The sequence below is a fragment of the Hydrogenophaga sp. genome (genome assembly GCF_030651625.1).
In the GTDB taxonomy this organism is placed as follows: domain Bacteria; phylum Pseudomonadota; class Gammaproteobacteria; order Burkholderiales; family Burkholderiaceae_C; genus Hydrogenophaga.
In genome coordinates this window covers 1-19,191 of sequence record NZ_JAUSCF010000028.1, presented here as the reverse complement: position 1 = coordinate 19,191, position 19,191 = coordinate 1, and the positions used below count along the sequence as shown (strand labels likewise).

Here is a 19,191-nt window from a genome sequence, read left to right as displayed (position 1 = left end):
CAAAGGCTCAGGCCCAGGGCGCGACGCCACTGGGTGTCGTGCCACAGGGAATGCCAGGCTTCAGGGTCGAGCAAAGCACCCATGGCCATCGCTGCAGTGGCCAGTACCGGCAGGGCGACCAGGGCCAGCAGTGCCAGAACGGCCACCCTGTGCAGAGCGGTCATGAGCGGATCATGTCAGTATTTCATTGTGCCGGAGCAGCACCCGACGCACGAAGCGGTGCAGTCCAGGGCGCCGCCGGGCCGGCTTTGCCGGACGGCCAGCGCCGCCTCCTTGAGGGGGTGACGCGAAGCGGCGCGGGGGTGTTTCTAGGTTCACGCAGCACGCTGCTGGATCCAGGCCGGCAGCAGGCTGCGGGTGTCGAAGGGCGCCACGTCCGCGATACCGACGCCTGCCTGTTCCAGCAGGGTCTGCAGCGTGCCGTTGTCCCACGCCGCCAGCGTGTCCATGCAACCGCCCAGCCACTGGCCGCACACGAACACCTGCGGGATGGTCGTCTGCCCCGTGTGCTCGTGGAGGGCCGCGCGCAGTTGCGTGCCCATGGCCTCGGCCTGCCACTTCGGATCGTCGAGTTCGACCACATGCAGGTCCACCCCGATGCGGCGGAAGAAGTGGCGCAGCGACCAGCAGAACTCGCACCACTTCAAGGCGTACATCACCACCGGTGTGGCCGGATCGCCCAGGGTCTGCTGCAATTGCTGCCGTGCCACTTCGGTGGCCGGGGCAGGGGCGGGCGCGGGCGCGGTGGTCGTCGGGGGCGGGTTCACCGTGTCGAAACGCGCACTCGCTGTGCTGCGCGAGATCCGCCACTCGTCTTCGTCCATGTGCGCCTCGATGTCGGCGAACAGCACCGTGCTGAGGTAGCGTTCGCCGGTGTCGGGCAGCATGGCCAGCACGCGGCTGCCGGCGGGCAGACCCTGTGCCAGTTCGAGCGCGCCAGCCAGGGTGGCGCCGCCGGTGATGCCGGCCAGAATGCCTTCGCGCCGCGCCAGCTCGCGCGCCACCGCCAGTGCCCGGGCGCCGTCCACCGGACACACCTGGTCGATGAGTCCGTCGCTCAGTGCGCGCCCGGTGTGGGTGGGAATGAAGTCGGGCGTCCAGCCCTGCATCAGGTGCGGGCGGAACTCCGGGTGGCTGGTGCTGCCGTCGCTGACGTGTGGCTGCGTGCCGCTGGCCAGCACCGGTGCGTTGTCGGGTTCGCACACCACGATGCGGGTCTGGGGCGAATGCTTCCGCAGCACCCTCGCCACGCCGCGCAGGGTGCCGCCCGTGCCGCTGCCGGTGACCCAGTGCGTGAGGGGTGCGTCGGCAAAGTCGGCCAGGATTTCCTGCGCCGTGGTCTGTTCGTGGGCGCGGGCGTTGGCCTCGTTGTCGAACTGGCAGGGCATGAACCAGCCATGAGCCTGGGCCAGCTCGCGCGCCTTGGCGATCATGCCGCTTCCCTTGAGGGCGGCGGGCGTGAGCACCACACGCGCGCCCATGAAGCGCATCAGGCGCCGACGTTCAATGCTGAAGTTCTCGGCCATCACGATGACCAGCGGGTAGCCCTTCTGGGCGCACACCATGGCCAGGCCGATGCCGGTGTTGCCGCTGGTGGCTTCCACCACGGTCTGCCCCGGGCGCAGCTCGCCGCGGGCTTCGGCGTCCTCGATCACCGCCAGGGCCATGCGGTCTTTCACCGAGCCCATGGGGTTGAAGGCTTCGAGCTTCACGTAGACGGCCACGTGTGCGGGGGCCATGTGGGTCAGGCGCACGGCGGGGGTGCGGCCAATGGTTTGAAGAATGTGGTCGTGGCGCATGGTGGCGCTCCTTGAAAAGAAAACGCCGCGGCGCGGAAGCGGTCCGGTCGCGGCGCAAGGGTTGTGGAATGTCCAGCTTCAGGCGGGCGCCAGGCTGGGGTCGATGATGGTTTTCACCGCCTCGATTCGGTCGGCCGGGAAGCCGCTTTTCTGGGCGTGGTCGCGAATGATGTCTTCGCTCTCGGCGAGGTAGACGCAGTAGGTCTTGTCCTGCACGACGAAGGACTCCAGCCACTGGATGCCCGGGCCCTGCTTGACCAGCACGTCCTTGGACTGCTGGGCAATGCCGCAGTAGGCGTCGGCCGGGTGGGTGCCGATGCCGGGCACGTTGCGTTCGATGATGTATTTGGTGAGCATGTTGAAACTCCTTGGGTGAATGCCCTGTGGGGCGGGAAACAAAGGCAAAGGAAAAATGGTCTGGCGCCGCAGGGGGGTTCAGAGGCTGAGAGTTGCTCGGGCATGAGCGAAAGACTCTCAGCCTCTCAGACCGGCTTGTGGGCCGACAGGGTGACCGAAGCCACCTGGATGTCGCTCCCGAACTTCAGCGGCAGGCGGGTGCCGGCAAAAGGGTCGTGGCGCGCAGCGATGCGCGGCGCGTGAAAGCCCACGTGAAGCATCGCGTCTAGCAGGGCAGCCTCCGTCATGGCGCCGCCCACACAGGCCGCCCAGAGTGCGGCGTTGGACCGGCTGGGTGCGGCCAGCGGGCGGCCCAGCACCACGTCGGCCAGGTACAGCGCACCACCCGGGCGCAGCACGCGCCAGGTCTCGCGCAGCACCTGCAGCTTGTCGGACGCCAGGTTGAGTACGCCGTTGGAGAGCACCAGATCCACGCTGCGGGCGGGCAACGGCAACTGGTCAAAACTGCCGGGCAGTATCTCGATGGGCGTGTCGAATGCAATGGCGCGTGCGGCATCCATTGCGGCGGCGCGCATGCCCGGCGTGATGTCCACCCCGATGGCGTGACCGGCCGGGCCCAGGCGGCGCGCGGCCAGCAGCAGGTCGGTGCCGCTGCCGCAGGCATGGTCGAGCACCACCGCGCCTTCGGGCACGGGGCCAGCCAGCAAGGGGTTGCCCACACCCGCAAAGCGCCGGGTGCATGCAGCTGGCAGCTCGGCCAGATCTGCCGCCGGGTAGCCCAGTCGCTGCACGGCGTAGTCGGCACCCACGTGGAAGTGGAAGGCGCCCGGCCGGGGCGAGCGGGCCACGGTTTCGTACATGGCCACCACCGCTTCATGCAGGCGCGCGCTGTCAAAACCGGTCGGGCAGACCCAGGTGTCGTGGGTGCTGGGTGCGCCCTCGGGCCCTGAGGTGGTGTCCTGATGCATGGCGTTGCTCCGTGACCACCGCCCTGGTTTCAGGAACGGACTGGCTGGGTCGCCACTGTGCGGGTCCGCGGTATCCGCGATGCTTCAGAGATTGGCCGTTGCGTATGACTGCTGTATCCGGTGTATCGGGGCGGTATCGGTTGGCCCGTTCAGTTGGCATTTGGCGCCAGCGCGTCCCGCACCTGTGCCAGCAAGCTTTCCGCCACCAGCGGCTTGGCCAGTGCGGCGCACACGCCGAGCCGGGCGAGCTCGTCGGCGTCAAAGCCTCCAGCATTGCCGCTGACCAGCAGCACCGGCAGGCCCGGGCGCTGGCGGTGCGCCACTTCGGCCAGTTGCAGTCCGGTCAGGCCCGGCATGGTCTGGTCGGTGATGAGCAGGTCCATTTGTTTTGCCGGGTCTTCCAGCCAGGCACGGGCCTTGGCTGGGTCGCACTGCAGCTCCACGTGCAGCCCCCAGCTTTGCAGCTGTTCGACCAGGTAGTCGCCGACCATGGCATCGTCTTCCACCAGCAGCACCCGTCCGCTCAGCAGCGGACGCTGGGCCGGCGCGGCAAGCTGTCCCGGTACGGCGGGCAGCACCGCCAGGCTGGGGGAGGTCAGCGGCAGCATCACGCTGAATACGGAACCACCGCCCTCCCTGCGGCGCACCATCACATGCCCGCCGTGGTCGTGCACGATGCCGTGCACCATGGCCAGTCCCATGCCGGAACCCTGGCCGGGTGGCTTGGTGGAGAAAAAGGGGTCAAAGATGCGTTCGAGCAACTCGGGCTCCACACCCGGACCGCTGTCGCTCACATGCAGATCCACCCAGGGGCCACCACCTGGCACGCGCGCCTGGCAACTGGCGCAGTGCCACGCTTGTGATGGTGCGGCGCGCAGGCCCACCTGCATGTGTCCGTTGCCCTCCATGGCGTCGCGCGCATTGATGCACAGGTTGAACAGCACCTGCTCCAGTTGCACCGGGTCGGCCATCACCCAGGGGGCGCTGGCGTCGTGACTCGCATGCACCGAATCACTCACCAGCGACACCGAACTGGGCAGCGTGGAGCGCAGCAGTTCCAGGGTCTGGCGCACCAGGGGCGCCAGCGCCAGTGCGCGGCGCTCGCCCTTCTGGCGCCGGGCGAAGGTCAGCATCTGGGCGATCAGGTCGCGTGCGCGCTGCGCCGCCAGATGTGCCTGACCCAACTGGCGCACCAGGGTGGCGTCCTGCAGCGTTTCCGCGCGTTCCTGGCCAAGCACCAGGTAGCCGATGACGCTGGTGAGGATGTTGTTGAAGTCGTGTGCGATGCCACCGGTGAGCTGGCCGATGGCTTCCATCTTCTGCGCCTGGCGCAGCTGCGCCTCCAGCGCCAGCCGCTCGGTTTCGGCGGCGCGGCGCGCGCTGATGTCGCGCAGGTGGCCAACGAAGATGCTGCCCTCGGGCACGGCGGCCACGCTGATGGCCAGTTCCACCGGCATCTCCTCGCCATCGGCCCGCAGGGCGGTGGTCTCGACCAGGCGCCCGACCATGGGGCCGCGCCCGCTGACATGAAAATGCTTGAGGCCCCGGGCGTGGGCGTCGCGGTGGCGCTCGGGAATGATCACGTCGGCCAGCAACCGGCCCAGCACGTCCTCGCGGCGGCGTCCGAAGCAGCGCTCGGCCGCCGCATTGAATTCCACGATGCGGCCCTCGCCGTCCATGCCGATCACACAATCGAACGCTGCCTCCACCGTGGCGCGCAGTCGCGCTTCACTGCGTACCAGGGCACGTTCACGCTCGCGGCTGGCGGTCACATCGCGCGCCACCGACAAGGCGTAGCGCTCCCCGCCGAAGGTCACGGGCACGTAGCGGATCTCCAGGTCCATGGTGCCGCCATGCAGGTAGGGCAGCTGCACCTCGATGCGTCCGTTGTGGCCCGCCAGGGCGCCTTCGATCAGCGCCTGCCGCTGGGGTGCCGAGGGCTCGTTTCTGCGATCGGTGAGGGTGCGGCCCAGCACCTCTTCGCGGGTATAGCCCCGGATGCGGGTGAACGCCTGGTTCACGTCCACCAGCCGTCCGTTCCTGTCCCACAGGCCCAGGCAGTCGGTGCTCTCGTCGAAGATGGCCCGGTACTGTTCCTCACGCGCCTGCAGCGCGGCCAGGGCCAGCTTGTGTTCGGTGATGTCGCGTGTGAAGGCCAGGATGTGTGGCTGACCATCGATCATGGCGGACTTCAGGCGCACCTCGTCCCAGTGCAGGCTGCCGTCCTTGTTGCGGCGCCGCCATTCGAACGGCGGGCAGCGCCCGAGCTTGGCCAGGTGGATCCAGTGCAGTGCATGGTCACGGGTATAGGGGGGCTGGCCAGCGCTGATGTCGGCCACGGTGAGCCGGCGCAACTCCTCGCGGCTGTAGCCGTAGGTCTCGCAGGCCTTGGGATTGACGTCAAGAATTTCTCCGGTGTCCCAGTCGTGGATGAAGATCGAGTCTTCTGCGGTCTCGAAGATGGCGCGGTAACTGGCCTCGGAGCGTCGCAGCGCCTCGCTGGCGTGCAGGCGTTCCAGCTCGGCGGTGGCGCGCACCGCAAACACCTTCAGCACGGACTCGATGCGTTCAACGTCGGTCAGCGCGCGGCGCGACGCCACCGACAGCACACCCAGAGGCGTGCCGTCCGACGCCGTGAGCGGGAAGCCGGCATAGCTTTCGAAACACTGCGCCCGAAGCTCGACATCGTTGGGAAAACGCGAAGGCAGGTCATGGGTGTGGATCTGGAACGCCTTGCCCAGCACGGCCTCGCAGGCTGTGCCCGGGACGTGGCGCAGCGCGTCGTGCAGCAACTGCCCATCGCGTTCCATGGCCAGCACCTGCAGGCTGTGCGGCGCCTCGGGTGTCAGCCGCGCCAGGCAGGCCATCTCCACCTGCAGCAGGCTGGTGAGCAGCCGCACCATCTGTTCGAACACCGAGTCGCTGCGTGCGCTGGCCACCTCCAGTGCGGCCGAACGCAGGGCCTCGTCGGCGTGGGAACGCTCGATTTCATGTGAGAGCCGCCCGGCAACGATGTCCAGCACCTCCTGCGCATGATCCAGATCACCGTGGGCCACGGGTCGCCGGTCCATGGCCACCAGCCAGCCGCGTGGCGTGCCTTGTGCATCCTTCAGCGCGGCGGCGACATGAAAGACCAGGTGGTCGATCGGTGCGGGATCGGCAGCGCCGACCATCTCGATGTGCAGTGGCCCGTGTGACGACCCTGCATCGCCAGGACCCAGAACCAGATCAAAAGGCAGGCCGACTTCGCCATGCCTGTGTACCGCCATGGCGCGCATGGCGTCGGGCGAAGCGCCTGTGGACACAGCCATGAACACCATGGGCGTCTCCAGGCTGCGTGCGACCTCATCAACCAGACGCTGGCAGAGCACAGGGTCCGCAGGCTGGGCCACGGCTCTGGCAATCCGTGCCAGAGCCTGCAGCTGGTGCTTGTCCGATGGCGGTGAGCCACCGATGTGTTCACGGGAAGATGCCTCGTACATGGCCGCAGTGTAGGTGGGCAACAGCGTGAAAGGTTCACTGATTGCCTGGCGGATACACGCGCGATACAAACCCACCGGCTTTGTCCGCCGGTCCGGCCTGGTGGTTACCAAAAAGGTTCACAGCCTGGTGATCCGACATGCGCCGAATACCGTTGCGCGGGAGCATGGCACCACCGTTCACCCGTCTTCATTGACCTACCCATCAGGAGCCTCCATGCCATCCGTCACCCACATCCGTCGCGTCCCCCATGCGTCGACCCTCGCGTCGAAGAGCCCGGTGCTGTGCCTGCATTGCAGCGGCAGCAGCGGGCGCCAATGGCAGGCTTACCCCAACCTGCTGCCACAGGCGCAGGTGATCGCGCCAGACCTGCTGGGCAGCGGCGCACAGGGCCACTGGCTGGGGGAGCACGAAGTGAGCCTGGCAGACGAAGTGGCGGCGCTGGAACTGGTGCTGGACCGGGCGGGCGCGCCGGTTCACCTGGTGGGTCATTCCTATGGTGGCGCGGTGGCGCTGGCCGTGGCCATGCGCTGGCCCGAGCGCGTCGCAGGCCTCTACCTGTTTGAGCCGGTGCGCTTCGCTCTGCTCAACAACCCTGCCGACCGCAGCGCCTGGGAGGAAATCACCGGGGTTGGCCAGACCATTGCTGCGTTTGCGCGATCTGGTCACCTTCACGCATCGGCAGAAATCTTTGTGGACTACTGGTCGGGCATCGGCACCTGGGCCAGCCTGCCGCTGTCGCGGCGCGACGCCGTGGCCGCGCGCATGCCCAAGGTGCGGGCAGAGTTCGGCGCGCTGTTCTCTGACGACACCGAACCGGCACACTACGCACGTTTGCCGATGCCGGTGCACCTGTTTCAGGGTTCCACCTCGCCCTGGCCCGCGCGCCGGGTGGTCGACCTGCTGGCTGCGGTGTGTGGCGCCACCAGTGTGACCAGCCTCCAGGGCGCCAGCCACATGGGGCCGATCGAAGAGCCCGCACGCTTTGCTGCACAGCTTGCGCCTTTGCTCGGCGCCATGGATGCGGAAGCCTGGTCGGCCAAGGCCGCCTGACAGGCGATCGCAGCGCCCGGCGCGAGGGCATGCGCCTGGCGCTGCGCTCATGGTGAGGGCGCTGTTACAGTGAGGCGAACCCGTGCGAACCATCGGGCCCGGTGTCCAGACACAGCCCGGCATGCACCCACAGGCGGATGCGCAACTTTTGTTGCGTCCTGTCGTCAGACACCTCACATGAAAAAAGCACTTCTTGGCCTTGTTCTTGCCATCACGGTTTCCACCGTTTCTGCGCAGGCGTTGTGGGGCGGCGCACCCATCGGCGCGAGCCCGGCCGAGGTGAGCCGGCTGTTGCCCGAAGTGAAGGACACCTCGGCAGAACAGCGAGCGCAGGAACAAGGCCTGTTGCTGGAAATCCCACGCCATGAACTCGCCGGGCAGGATTTTCTGGTGAGTTTTTTCTTTGAAGACAATCAATTGCAACGCGTGGTGCTGTTGGCCAACCCTGGATCCACCGAGCGCGCCCGCGCCGTCACTCAGGAGCTCGGAGCCTCGCTGCGTGCCCGCTACGGACTCGACGTGGGTACCCGCAGCCGCCGCAGCGAAGTGCGAGAAGGCAGCGTCGACCGCATGTGGCTGTTCCGCCGCATGAGCATCCGACTGCAACTGCTCAACGACATGAGCGTGCGCCTGACCTACAGCGCCGAGTCGCCGACCCCCACTCCCTCGCGCGGTCTTTGAGTCCCGTGTGCTGAGGGCATGGGTTTCCAGCACACAGCCGCCTCCAGACAACCGAGCCCCGGCGCTGTGCAGGTGAGTCTGGTGCGATGCACCGTCGGGCGCGACCCGCTGTGCAATCTTTGACGAAGCCTGTTTCAGAGAGTGCAGTCAGGTGGCCGTGGCAGGGTGTCTGCCGTCGCAATAGATGTTTCGGTAATAAGCAAGCAACAATCCATTCGTTCCTTTTCCGGGTGATTACCGAAATCATCGGCACCACTTCAACAGTCGCCGAAAGGAACGAACCCCATGACCACCCGCCGCCATCTCATTCAGACTCTCAGCGTGCTTTCGCTGGGTTTTGCCAGCCTCTTTGCCCAGGCACAGCCCGCCCCGGTCACCCTGCTCAACGTTTCTTATGACCCCACGCGCGAGTTTTACGTGGAGTTCAACGCCGCCTTCGCCAAGCACTGGAAAAACAAGACCGGGCAGGACGTCACCATCAAACAAAGCCACGGTGGCTCTGGCAAACAGGCCCGCTCCATCATTGACGGTCTGGACGCCGACGTGGCCACCCTGGCCCTGGCCGGTGACACCGACGCCCTGCACGCCAACGGCGGCTGGATCCCCGCGGACTGGCAAAAACGCCTGCCACTCAACAGCTCGCCCTACACCTCCACCATCGTGCTGGTCACCCGGGCAGGCAACCCCAAGAACATCAAGGATTGGGACGACCTGATTCGCCCGGACGTGAAGGTCATCACCCCCAATCCCAAGACATCTGGTGGCGCGCGCTGGAACTACCTCGCCGCGTGGGAATTCGCCAAGCGCAAGTACGGCAGCGACGCCAAGGCCCAGGAATTCGTGGCCAAGCTGTATGCCAACGTGCCCGTGCTCGACACCGGCGCGCGCGGTTCATCGGTGACCTTCGCGCAGCGCAACCAGGGCGACGTGTTCATCAGCTGGGAAAACGAGGCCTACCTGCTGGAGAAAGAGTTCGGCAACAAGGTCGACTTCATCTACCCCTCGTTGTCCATCCTGGCCGAACCGGCCGTGACCGTGGTCGATAAGAATGTGGACAAGAAAGGCACGCGTGCCGTGGCGCAGGCCTACCTGGAGTACCTGTACAGCGATGAAGGCCAGGATCTGGCGGGCAAGCACTTCTACCGGCCCACCTCGACCAAGGCGCAAGAAAAGTACGTCAGGCAACTGCCGAAGCTGAACCTGTTCAAGATCCAAGACGCCTTCGGTGGCTGGGCCAACGCGGCCAAGGTGCACTTTGCCGATGGCGGCACCTTCGACCAGATCTACACCAGGAAGTGAGCGCAAGGGGGCGCACTGAGGCAATCACCTGCTGACCTGTCCTGAGGGTGAAGCCAAAGGCTCAGGCCATGAACACCGCAATGAAGGCCAGCATGAAAATCAGGATCGCACCCATGACCGGCAAGACGACGGGCATGTAGTGCACCACGGTGTCGAGAATGTCTTCCGCCTGTTCTTCGCTGTACGCCCTCAGCTCCGGATCCGAGTATTCCAGGGGGTGTTCGGCCAGCGCCTGATCGGGTGGTGGTTGTTGGTTTGTCATGGTGACCTCCTTGTGTGATCGCATTTGCCCAGGAGGACAAACAGCATGCCGCCCGTGCGGGGGCTCGTAGGCACAGTGTGCGCCCATCGACGCATTCACCTGCTGGTCCATTGTGACGCCACGCGGCGCTCACAACTGTCTTTATTCCCTGGGTGCATAAACAAACCACTTCACAGTCGTTGGGTATTGCAACAGCGCTCTCCACAATGGGATGGCCCTTTCAAGGAGAAAACACATGTCGACACTTCGCCTGGGCGACACCGCCCCCGACTTCACACAGGAATCCACCGCCGGACCCATCCGTTTTCACGAATGGGCGGGTGATCACTGGGTGGTTCTGTTTTCCCACCCGGCCGATTTCACGCCGGTCTGCACCACCGAACTGGGCAGGACCGCTGCCCTGGCCACCGAATTTGCCAAGCGCAACGTCAAGCCCATCGCGGTCAGCGTCGATCCGCTCGAATCGCACGGCCAGTGGGTGCTCGACATCAACGAAACCCAGAACACCACGGTCAACTTTCCCATCCTGGCCGACGCAGACCGTTCGGTGGCCACGCTCTACGACATGATCCACCCCAACGCGTCGGCCACAGCCACGGTGCGCAGCGTGTTCATCATCGACCCGAAGAAGGTGATCCGCACCACGTTCACCTACCCGGCCAGCACCGGGCGCAATTTCGACGAGATCCTGCGCGTGATCGATTCGCTGCAGCTCACCGACAGCCACAAGGTGGCCACACCAGCCAACTGGAAAGACGGCGACGATGTGGTCATTGTGCCCAGCCTGCAAGACCCGGCCGAGATTGCCGAGCGCTTTCCCAAAGGGTTCAAAGCGGTGCGCCCCTACCTGCGCATCACGCCACAGCCCAATCGCTGAAGACGGGGGATCGGGCATGGCTGCCGCACCCACTGTTGTCATCGTTCCGGGCTGGCGCAATTCCGGCCCAGGCCACTGGCAGTCCCTCTGGGCAGAGCGCCTGCCAGACTGCCTGCGTGTGGAGCAGGACGACTGGGTTTCTCCGCTAAGACGGGCGTGGGTCGAGCGCCTGAGCGAAACCATTGAGCAGGCACCGGGGCCGGTGGTTGTTGTGGCGCACAGTTTGGGATGCATTGCGACCACACACCTTTCCGCCGACGTGGCCACCCGCATTCAGGGTGCGCTGCTGGTGGCGCCTGCCGATCCTGAGCGCAGGGGCATTCTGTGTGACTTCGCTCCCGTGCCCTACCAGCGCTTGCCTTACCGAAGCGTGCTGGTGGCCAGCAGCAACGACGCCTATTGCCCGGTGCGGCTGGCTGGTGCGTATGCACGTGCCTGGGGTTCGGAGTTCGTGCGTCTGAACGACGCCGGCCACATCAATGTCGATTCCGGCCACGGCGAGTGGCCGCTGGGTCTGGCGCTGTTGCAGTCATTGGGTGCCGATGTGTCCGGGCGCGTACCGGCCACTGAGCCGCATTGACTCCCACGGGGCTGGCGCGCCGGTCAAGGACTCGGCACCCATTTCCGGCTCTTTATTTCTAAAAGAAATAAAGAAAGAAGAACAAAGTCGTTTGTTTATGTGAGGGCGACTCCCAGAATCCGCACATTCCCTGAACACGGAGCTTTCATGAAAAACACCTTCAAACGCACCCTGGGCGCTTTGGCGCTTTCCCTGGCTTCCATCGCCTCGGCGCAATCCGGTCTGCTCAACGTGTCTTACGACGTTTCACGCGAGTTCTACAAGGACTTCAACGCGGCGTTCGTGGCGCACTACAAGAAGACCACCGGCAAAGACATCAAGGTGGACCAGTCGCACGCAGGGTCGAGTGCCCAGGCGCGGGCCGTGGCCGATGGTCTTGAAGCCGACGTGGTGACCTTCAACACCACCACCGACGTGCAGTTCCTTGCCGACAAGGGCGTGGTCGCTGCCGACTGGGCGCAGCGTTTCCCCAACGGCGCTGCACCCACCACTTCGACCATGCTGTTCCTGGTGCGCAACGGCAACCCCAAAGGCATCAAGGACTGGGACGACCTGATCAAGCCGGGCGTGCAGGTGGTGGTGGTGAACCCCAAGACCGGTGGCAATGGACGCCTGGCTTATCTGGCCGCCTGGGGCCATGTGCGCGCGAAAGGCGGCACCGACGAACAGGCCGCCGAGTTCGTGAGCAAGCTCTACAAGAACGTGCCGGTGCTGGCACGCGGCGGCCGCGACGCCACAGGTGTCTTCCTGCAGCGCAACATTGGCGACGTGCTCATCACCTTTGAGTCGGAAGTGGTGTCGGTGAACAACGAATTCGGTGCGGGCAAGGTCGACGTGGTGCACCCCAGCGCTTCCATCGTGGCCGAGAACCCGGTGGCCATTGTGGAGCGCACCGTGAACAAGAAAGGCACCGCCGAGCAGGCCAAAGCCTATCTGGACTTCCTCTACAGCCCGGAAGGTCAGGAGATCGCGGCCAAGCACAACATCCGTCCGCGCAACGAAGAAGTGTTGAAGAAATACGCCCAGGCATTCAAGCCGATCAAGCTGTTCACCGTGGCCGAGTATTTTGGTTCGCTGAGCGACGCACAGAAGGTGCACTTCAACGACGGCGGCAAGTTTGATCAGCTGTACACCGTTCGGTGACACCCCCCTGCGCAGGGTTCGGTACACCCCCCTGCGCCGCTGACGCGGCTTCCCCCCTCTCTGGCGCGCCTTGGGCGCTTGGAGGGGGGACGGCACCTGCGGCCCGGCAAAGCCGGTTCCGCGGTGCCTCTGGGTGGTGTTGCCTTTGACCTGAAGCGTTCTGGATATACGACATGACAACCGCTACGCTGCCATCTGCTGCAGCTCCTCTCACTGGTGCGCGTCGCCCCGCGCGCCGCGTGCTGCCGGGCTTCAACATCACGTTGGGCTTCACGCTTTTCTATCTCTGCCTGATCGTCCTGATCCCGCTGTCTGCGTTGGTGCTCAAGACCTTCACGCTCACCTGGCCGGAGTTCTGGGAGGCGGTGTCTTCGCCGCGTGTGGTGGCGTCATACCGGCTCACGTTCGGCGCGTCGCTGATCGCTGCATCGGTCAACGCCGTGTTCGGACTGCTCGTGGCCTGGGTGCTGGTGCGCTACACGTTCCCGGGCAAGAAGATCGTTGACGCGCTGGTGGACCTGCCGTTTGCGCTGCCCACTGCCGTGGCCGGCATTTCGCTCACCGCGCTGCTGGCCGGCAACGGCTGGATCGGCCAGTACCTGGAACCCATGGGCATCCAGCTCGCGTTCAACCGCAATGGCGTGGTCATCGCGCTGATCTTCATCGGTTTGCCGTTTGTGGTGCGTACGGTGCAACCCGTGCTGGAAGACACCGAGAAAGAACTGGAAGAAGCCGCCACCTGCCTGGGCGCCACGCGCTGGCAGACCTTCAGCCGCGTCATCTTCCCGGCCATTGCGCCCGCGCTGCTCACTGGCTTTGCCATGGCCTTTGCCCGCGCCGTGGGCGAATACGGATCGGTCATCTTCATCGCAGGCAACATGCCCATGATCTCGGAAATCACGCCGCTGATCATCATCAGCAAGCTGGAACAGTACGACTACGCCGGCGCCACCGCGGTGGCCACCGTGATGCTGGTGGTGTCCTTCATTCTTCTGCTGATCATCAACGGCCTGCAGGCCTGGCAGCGCAAGCGCTCGGGAGGAGCATCATGAGCGCCCCCCCGCGCCCCGCTCGCGAAGCGAGCGTGTCACCCCCCCAGGGGGGCAACGCCAGTGGCCCGGCAAAGCCGGTTCCACGGCGTTCACTGGGCAAGACATCCATCACCGAGTCGGTCTGGGTCAGGCGCACGCTCATCGGCGTGGCGCTGAGCTTCATGTTCCTGTTCCTGGTGCTGCCCCTGGCCGCCGTGTTCACCGAGGCGCTGCGCAAGGGCTTTGAAGCCTACTGGGAAGCCCTGCAGGAGCCCGACGCCTGGTCTGCGATCCGGCTCACGATGATCACCGCCGCCGTGGCGGTGCCGCTCAACCTGCTGTTCGGAGTGGCAGCAGCCTGGTGCATTGCCAAGTACGAGTTCCGGGGCAAGTCTTTCCTCACCACCCTGATCGACCTGCCGTTCTCTGTGTCGCCCGTGGTGGCCGGTCTGATCTATGTGCTGGTGTTCGGCGCGCAGGGCTGGTTCGGGCCCTGGCTGATGGAACACGACATCAAGATCATCTTTGCCGTGCCGGGCATCATCCTGGCCACCATCTTTGTCACTTTCCCCTTCATCGCGCGCGAACTGATTCCGCTGATGCAGGCACAGGGCAACGACGAAGAGCAGGCCGCCATCGTGCTGGGTGCCAGCGGCTGGCAGACCTTCTGGTATGTGACGCTGCCCAACATCAAGTGGGGCCTGATCTACGGCGTCATCCTGTGCAATGCGCGGGCCATGGGCGAATTCGGCGCGGTGTCGGTGGTGTCCGGCCACATTCGCGGCCAGACCAACACCATGCCGCTGCACGTAGAGGTGCTCTACAACGAATACCAGTCGGTGGCGGCGTTTGCTGTGGCCTCGCTGCTGGCCCTGCTGGCGCTGGTCACGCTGGTGATCAAGTCGGTCGCCGAGTGGCGCATGGAGAGCGAGATGAAGGCGCTGGCCGAGTTGCCACCGGAACGACCCGACACTTCTGCCCCCGCCCCCGGACTTTCCCCCTCTCTCTCTGGGAGAGGGCTGGGGTGAGGGCTCTTCGCCAGGCCATATTTCTTCAGGCGCGCCCCTCACCCCCACCCTCCCCCAAGAGGGGCGAGGGAGCAAATACCTTGCCTTCTGCGCAATGAAGCAGAACGAGAAAGAAGCGAAACACCATGAGCATCGAAATCCGCAACGTCAACAAACACTTTGGTAACTTCCGCGCCCTGAACGACGTCAACCTCGACATCGCATCCGGCGAACTGCTGGCCTTGCTGGGCCCTTCCGGCTGCGGCAAGACCACGCTGCTGCGCATCATCGCCGGGCTGGAATCGCCCGACAGCGGCAGCATCCACTTCAGCGGTGAAGACACCACCGACGTGCATGTGCGCGAACGCAACGTGGGCTTCGTGTTCCAGCACTACGCGCTGTTCCGCCACATGACCGTGTTCGAAAACGTGGCCTTTGGTCTGCGCGTGAAGCCTCGCGGCGAACGCCCCAGCGAAGCGCAGATCAAGAAAAAAGTGCACGACCTGCTGAGTCTGGTGCAGCTCGACTGGCTGGCCGATCGCTATCCTTCGCAGCTTTCAGGCGGTCAGCGCCAGCGCATTGCCCTGGCGCGCGCCCTGGCGGTGGAGCCCAAGGTGCTGCTGCTCGACGAACCCTTTGGTGCGCTCGATGCCAAGGTGCGCAAGGAACTGCGCCGCTGGCTGCGCCGCCTGCACGACGAACTGCATGTCACCAGCATCTTTGTCACGCACGATCAGGAAGAAGCACTGGAAGTCTCTGATCGCGTGGTACTGATGAACCAGGGCCAGGTGGAGCAGGTGGGTACCCCGCAAGACGTGTGGGACCACCCTGCCAGCCCGTTCGTGTACGGCTTCCTGGGCGATGTCAACCTGTTCCACGGCCGAGCGCACGAGGGCCTGCTGCACCTGGATGGCGTGTCGGTGGACGCACCTGAGCACGCGCAGGCGCAAGACGCCAAGGCCTTTGCCTACGTGCGCCCGCACGATCTGGATGTGCAGCGCTACCAGCCGGGCCTGAGCGGCATCGTGGCCGAACTGCAGCGCGCCATCGTGGTGGGCCCTATCGCGCGACTGGAACTGCTACCGGTGGATGCCGAGGCACCGGCCGGGCACGACCCGCTGATCGAGGCCCAGATTTCTGCCGAGCGCTTTCGCGAACTCGGCTTCAAGGACGGCGACAAGCTGGTGGTGTCGCCGAAAAAGGCACGGGTGTTCCTTCAGCCGGCCTGACTTGGGCACTGCATGGTGAAGTGAGGCTCGGGAGCATTCAAGGAGACAGGGGGTGCGATAATCGCGCCCCTTTTCGCTCATTCCTGTGGATACCCGCGTGACCAGCCTGACCATTGACCCGATCGAAGAGACCATGTGGAGCGGCATTGAGCGTGTTCAGTCCGAGGTGTATCTGGATGTCGAACCCGAAAGCACCAACATTCTGCGAAACAAGTGGCTGCACTCGCCTGCCTGCTGCTTCGCCATGCGCAAGGATGGCGAGGTACTCGCCTACCTGCTCGCGCACGCCTGGGACAGCATCTATCCACCCAAGCTCCACCAAGCGCTGCCGGCCGACATCCAGGGCCAGGGCCTGTTCCTCCACGACATCGCTGTGTCCCGGAAGCTGACGGGTGTGGGCGCAGGCACCCAATTGGTCAAGCAGTTGCTGGCCACGGCGGGCAACCTGGGTTTCAAGCACATCCGGCTGGTGGCCGTGCAGGGCTCCGGCGCGTTCTGGCAGAAGCTGGGCTTTGAGGCGGTGCCCGGCCTGAAAGCCTCTGCCTGTTACGGCAGCGATGCCACCGTGATGCAGCAGACGCTGGCCTGATCACTATCGGTCAGACCAGCTGAGCGCTCAAGGCCTGCACCTGCTGGCGCAGTTCGGCGTTTTCTGCTTGCAGTTGCGCCACGCGCGCGCGCAGCGCTTGCACTTCATCGCTGGCAGCACCAGACTCGCCAGCCAGAGCATCTGAAGCACCGCCCTCATTCGCAGCACGGCCGCCAGCTGCGGCTGCCCCGGGTTTGCGGCGCGCTTCGCGTACCTGCCTGACCACCTGCTTCAGGCCATCCCTGCCCGTCTGTACTGCCGCCTGCTGTTCTGCCATAGGCAGGCTGGCCACCACCGCCGCCGCGTTCAGCGAGAGTTCGCCCGCCTTCACAGCCGCTACCACTTCGGGTGCCGCCTGCTTCTGGATCTTTTCGATCAGTCCCACCTGGCTGCTGGTCAGGCGCGCGGCACGGGCAATGTCTTCGCGGCTTTGCAAAGGCTTGGGCTCCAGCACCGCCGCCTGCGCGGCCGCATGCAGGGCTGCGTCGTCTTCGTCAGCTTCAATCGCTCCATGGGAAGGCCGCGTTTCATTGGCCAGCGCTTGCGCACGCGCGCGCCGTTCGGCCACGATCTCGCGCTTGCGCAGCGCCAGCACACCGCGCTGGTAGTCCGACACACTGCGCCGCCCCAGGTGCTGGTCGATCATCCACAGGTGCACGTCTTCCAGCGTTTGCAGTTTCGGGTTCTGCACCGTCTTGAAGGGCAAGCCGTGTTTCTGGCAAATGCCATGGCGGTTGTGACCGTCCACCAGCACATCGCCCCACAGCACCAGCGCATCGCGGCACCCTTCGGCCAGCAGGCTGCGTTCCAGCGCCTCGTGTTCGTCCGGGGTCAGGGGTTCGATGTAAGCCTTGAGGTCTTCGTTGACGGTGATGTTCATGTGGGCGTTTGAAGGGCGAAAGGGCGCGATTGTAGAGGGCTTCCGGCAGGGTCATGGCGGGTGAATTCATGACCGCCGGTCAGCAGAGGCTCTGGACCTCCGGGTAACGCTGCCGCATGCAAATCTTCTAACATCGAGCTTGTTCAGCAACGGTCAGATCTGGCATCACGCCACAGCAACGGAGACAAGTCATGTTCAATCACATCATGGTCGGCACCAACGACATCGAGCGATCCAAGCGCTTCTACGACGCAGTGCTCGGGACTCTCGGAGCGGGTGAGCCGCACCGCAACCAGGCGGGCACCGGCCATACCCGGCTTTTCTATCGCCATGACGGCAGCACCTTCTGCGTCAGCGAGCCCATCGACGGCGAACCGGCCACCTGTGCCAATGGCGGCACCATCGGCTTCAAATGCAGTTCACCCGAACAGGTGAAGACCTTCCACGACACGGCCGTCGCGCATGGCGGCACCTCGATCCAGGACCCTCCGGGGCTGCGTGCGGGTGCGCTGGGGGATATGTACCTCGCTTATGTTCGTGATCCGGACGGCAACAAGCTCTGCGCCATCCACCGTTCCAAATAGGGTTGCTGGCCTTGTTGCGCAGGCAGGGAGATACCCATGACGCTGGAGATCCGCCAGCTGACGCGCCATGATGTGGCGCTCATGGAAGCCCTTCTTGGCACCTTCGCCGACGCCTTTGATGACGCAGACACCTACAACGGGAACCGACCCAGTGCCGAGTATTTGCGGGAGCTGCTGGGCGGAGACGCGTTCATTGCGTTGGTGGCCCTGAAGAACGGCCATGTGGTGGGAGGCATTGCCGCCTATGTGCTGAAGAAATTCGAGCAGCAACGCAGCGAGATCTGCATCTACGACCTGGCCGTGGCGTTGATCCACCGACGAGAAGGTGTGGCGACGGCCCTGATCGAAAAGCTGAAGCAGGTGGCGGCAGCGCGCGGCGCCTACGTGATCTTTGTTCAGGCGGACACCGGCGTGGAGGATGAACCGGCGATCGCGCTGTACACCAAGCTCGGCAAACGGGAAGATGTGCTCCACTTTGACCTCGAAGTCAAACCACTCGATGGCGCCGATTGAGCCGCTGGATCGAACCGACATCAGCCATCCCACTCCATGACCCGATACGTCGCTTTCCTCCGCGGTGTCAGTCCCCTGAACTGCAAGATGGCAGAACTCAAGCGCTGTTTCGAGGCCGCCGGGTTCACGGACGTGAAGACGCTGCTGTCCAGCGGCAATGTCGCGTTCTCTGCCCCGCCTGCGATCGTGCCCATCCTGGAGAAGAAGACAGAGGCTGCGATGACACAACACCTGGATCGTGTCTTCTCCACCATCGTGCGCCCATCCACCTTCCTGCGCGCGCTCGTCGACAGCGAACCATTTGCTGCATTCGACCTCCCGCCCAACGCGAAACCCGTCATCACCTTTCTGCTGCGACCCCACGAAAAACACGTCGAACTGCCGATCGAACGCGACGGAGCGCGCATCCTGAAACTGGAGGGTACCGAGGTGTACTCAGCCTATGTACCCAACGACAAAGGGCCGGCATTCATGGCCCTGCTGGAGCGCACCTTTGGCAAGCAGGTAACCACGCGGACGTTGGACACGGTCAGAAGGTGTTCGCTGTCGTAGCAGGGCTTTCTTGAACCGATTGATAGTCGAGAGTCGTGGGCGCGCGTCTACCGAGTCCGAAAGAACGAACTTCTGCGTAGACGCAGCGTACAGATTCGTCAACATTTGATTGTTGATTACTTCATTGCTGAGGAACCAGATGTTCGGAACCCGTAAAACCCCCAAGCTGAACCGCCCCGGGAATCGTGGAGGCCGGTTGGTTTAAGTCAGGCCTCCACCGTGGTGACCTGACTGGCGAGTTGCCGGTAGTAGTTTGCCTCTGCTTCTGCGGGCGGTATGTATCCGATGGAGCCGAGCAGCCTGTGAT

Annotated in this window: 19 protein-coding genes; 13 read left to right on the top strand and 6 right to left on the bottom strand. The window is 64.7% G+C overall.

Annotation, left to right across the window (positions count from 1 at the left end; all coding sequences use genetic code 11):
- Positions 1-314 precede the first annotated feature (314 nt).
- The 4 genes from Q7V46_RS20030 to Q7V46_RS13580 all read right to left on the bottom strand — a co-directional run bounded on the left by Q7V46_RS20030 (position 315) and on the right by Q7V46_RS13580 (position 6,606).
- Entirely contained in the window at positions 315-1,799 is a 1,485-nt protein-coding gene (locus Q7V46_RS20030; RefSeq protein WP_370690346.1) for a cysteine synthase, read from the bottom strand.
- 78 nt (positions 1,800-1,877) lie between these two features.
- A complete protein-coding gene (locus tag Q7V46_RS13590; RefSeq protein ID WP_304914091.1) occupies positions 1,878-2,156 on the bottom strand; it encodes a DUF4242 domain-containing protein in 279 nt (92 codons plus the stop codon).
- Between the two features lie 125 nt (positions 2,157-2,281).
- Positions 2,282-3,124 carry a methyltransferase domain-containing protein gene (locus Q7V46_RS13585; RefSeq protein ID WP_304914090.1) on the bottom strand — a complete coding sequence of 281 codons (843 nt, stop codon included), beginning with the start codon at positions 3,122-3,124 and terminating at the stop codon, positions 2,282-2,284.
- A 149-nt stretch (positions 3,125-3,273) separates the two neighbouring features.
- Complete coding sequence (locus tag Q7V46_RS13580; RefSeq protein ID WP_304914089.1) at positions 3,274-6,606, bottom strand: PAS domain S-box protein; 3,333 nt, start codon at positions 6,604-6,606, stop codon at positions 3,274-3,276.
- A 214-nt stretch (positions 6,607-6,820) separates the two neighbouring features.
- Between Q7V46_RS13580 and Q7V46_RS13575 the strand changes: the two genes are divergently transcribed.
- The 3 genes from Q7V46_RS13575 to Q7V46_RS13565 all read left to right on the top strand — a co-directional run bounded on the left by Q7V46_RS13575 (position 6,821) and on the right by Q7V46_RS13565 (position 9,637).
- Positions 6,821-7,657 carry an alpha/beta fold hydrolase gene (locus Q7V46_RS13575; protein ID WP_304914088.1) on the top strand — a complete coding sequence of 279 codons (837 nt, stop codon included), beginning with the start codon at positions 6,821-6,823 and terminating at the stop codon, positions 7,655-7,657.
- Between the two features lie 177 nt (positions 7,658-7,834).
- The gene (locus tag Q7V46_RS13570; protein ID WP_304914087.1) at positions 7,835-8,338 is read left to right on the top strand and encodes a hypothetical protein; all 504 of its coding nucleotides are present in this window, start codon (positions 7,835-7,837) and stop codon (positions 8,336-8,338) included.
- Between the two features lie 285 nt (positions 8,339-8,623).
- A complete protein-coding gene (locus Q7V46_RS13565; RefSeq protein ID WP_304914086.1) occupies positions 8,624-9,637 on the top strand; it encodes a sulfate ABC transporter substrate-binding protein in 1,014 nt (337 codons plus the stop codon).
- Between the two features lie 61 nt (positions 9,638-9,698).
- Here Q7V46_RS13565 and Q7V46_RS13560 read toward each other — a convergent pair whose 3' ends face one another.
- Positions 9,699-9,899, bottom strand: coding sequence for a hypothetical protein (locus tag Q7V46_RS13560; protein WP_304914093.1), 201 nt, complete (start codon positions 9,897-9,899; stop codon positions 9,699-9,701).
- Between the two features lie 235 nt (positions 9,900-10,134).
- Between Q7V46_RS13560 and Q7V46_RS13555 the strand changes: the two genes are divergently transcribed.
- From Q7V46_RS13555 to Q7V46_RS13525, 7 genes are all read left to right on the top strand, one after another.
- Positions 10,135-10,776, top strand: coding sequence for a peroxiredoxin (locus Q7V46_RS13555; protein WP_304914085.1), 642 nt, complete (start codon positions 10,135-10,137; stop codon positions 10,774-10,776).
- A 16-nt stretch (positions 10,777-10,792) separates the two neighbouring features.
- Positions 10,793-11,356, top strand: coding sequence for an alpha/beta hydrolase (locus Q7V46_RS13550; protein WP_304914084.1), 564 nt, complete (start codon positions 10,793-10,795; stop codon positions 11,354-11,356).
- Positions 11,357-11,503: 147 nt separating this feature from the next.
- Positions 11,504-12,499, top strand: a complete 996-nt coding sequence (locus Q7V46_RS13545) for a sulfate ABC transporter substrate-binding protein (protein ID WP_304914083.1) — start codon at positions 11,504-11,506, stop codon at positions 12,497-12,499.
- A 173-nt stretch (positions 12,500-12,672) separates the two neighbouring features.
- Positions 12,673-13,551: a sulfate ABC transporter permease subunit CysT gene (gene cysT / locus Q7V46_RS13540; RefSeq protein WP_304914082.1), complete on the top strand. Its 879-nt coding sequence runs from the start codon at positions 12,673-12,675 to the stop codon at positions 13,549-13,551.
- Positions 13,548-14,558 carry a sulfate ABC transporter permease subunit CysW gene (cysW, locus tag Q7V46_RS13535; RefSeq protein WP_304914081.1) on the top strand — a complete coding sequence of 337 codons (1,011 nt, stop codon included), beginning with the start codon at positions 13,548-13,550 and terminating at the stop codon, positions 14,556-14,558. Before cysT ends, cysW begins: the two co-directional genes overlap by 4 nt.
- Before the next feature lie 125 nt (positions 14,559-14,683).
- Positions 14,684-15,766 carry a sulfate/molybdate ABC transporter ATP-binding protein gene (locus Q7V46_RS13530; RefSeq protein ID WP_304914080.1) on the top strand — a complete coding sequence of 361 codons (1,083 nt, stop codon included), beginning with the start codon at positions 14,684-14,686 and terminating at the stop codon, positions 15,764-15,766.
- A 97-nt stretch (positions 15,767-15,863) separates the two neighbouring features.
- Positions 15,864-16,355, top strand: a complete 492-nt coding sequence (locus Q7V46_RS13525; RefSeq protein ID WP_304914079.1) for a GNAT family N-acetyltransferase — start codon at positions 15,864-15,866, stop codon at positions 16,353-16,355.
- Positions 16,356-16,365: 10 nt separating this feature from the next.
- Here the strand turns inward: Q7V46_RS13525 and Q7V46_RS13520 are convergent, their stop codons facing one another.
- The gene (locus Q7V46_RS13520) at positions 16,366-17,235 is read right to left on the bottom strand and encodes a plasmid replication/partition related protein (protein WP_304914078.1); all 870 of its coding nucleotides are present in this window, start codon (positions 17,233-17,235) and stop codon (positions 16,366-16,368) included.
- A 191-nt stretch (positions 17,236-17,426) separates the two neighbouring features.
- Between Q7V46_RS13520 and Q7V46_RS13515 the strand changes: the two genes are divergently transcribed.
- From Q7V46_RS13515 to Q7V46_RS13505, 3 genes are read left to right on the top strand one after another with little or no spacing between them, the layout of a single operon-like run.
- Positions 17,427-17,819, top strand: coding sequence for a VOC family protein (locus tag Q7V46_RS13515; RefSeq protein ID WP_304914077.1), 393 nt, complete (start codon positions 17,427-17,429; stop codon positions 17,817-17,819).
- A gap of 36 nt (positions 17,820-17,855) precedes the next feature.
- Positions 17,856-18,332, top strand: coding sequence for an AAC(3)-I family aminoglycoside N-acetyltransferase (locus Q7V46_RS13510; protein WP_304914076.1), 477 nt, complete (start codon positions 17,856-17,858; stop codon positions 18,330-18,332).
- A 36-nt stretch (positions 18,333-18,368) separates the two neighbouring features.
- A complete protein-coding gene (locus Q7V46_RS13505) occupies positions 18,369-18,884 on the top strand; it encodes a DUF1697 domain-containing protein (RefSeq protein WP_304914075.1) in 516 nt (171 codons plus the stop codon).
- The last annotated feature ends 307 nt before the right edge of the window (positions 18,885-19,191 follow it).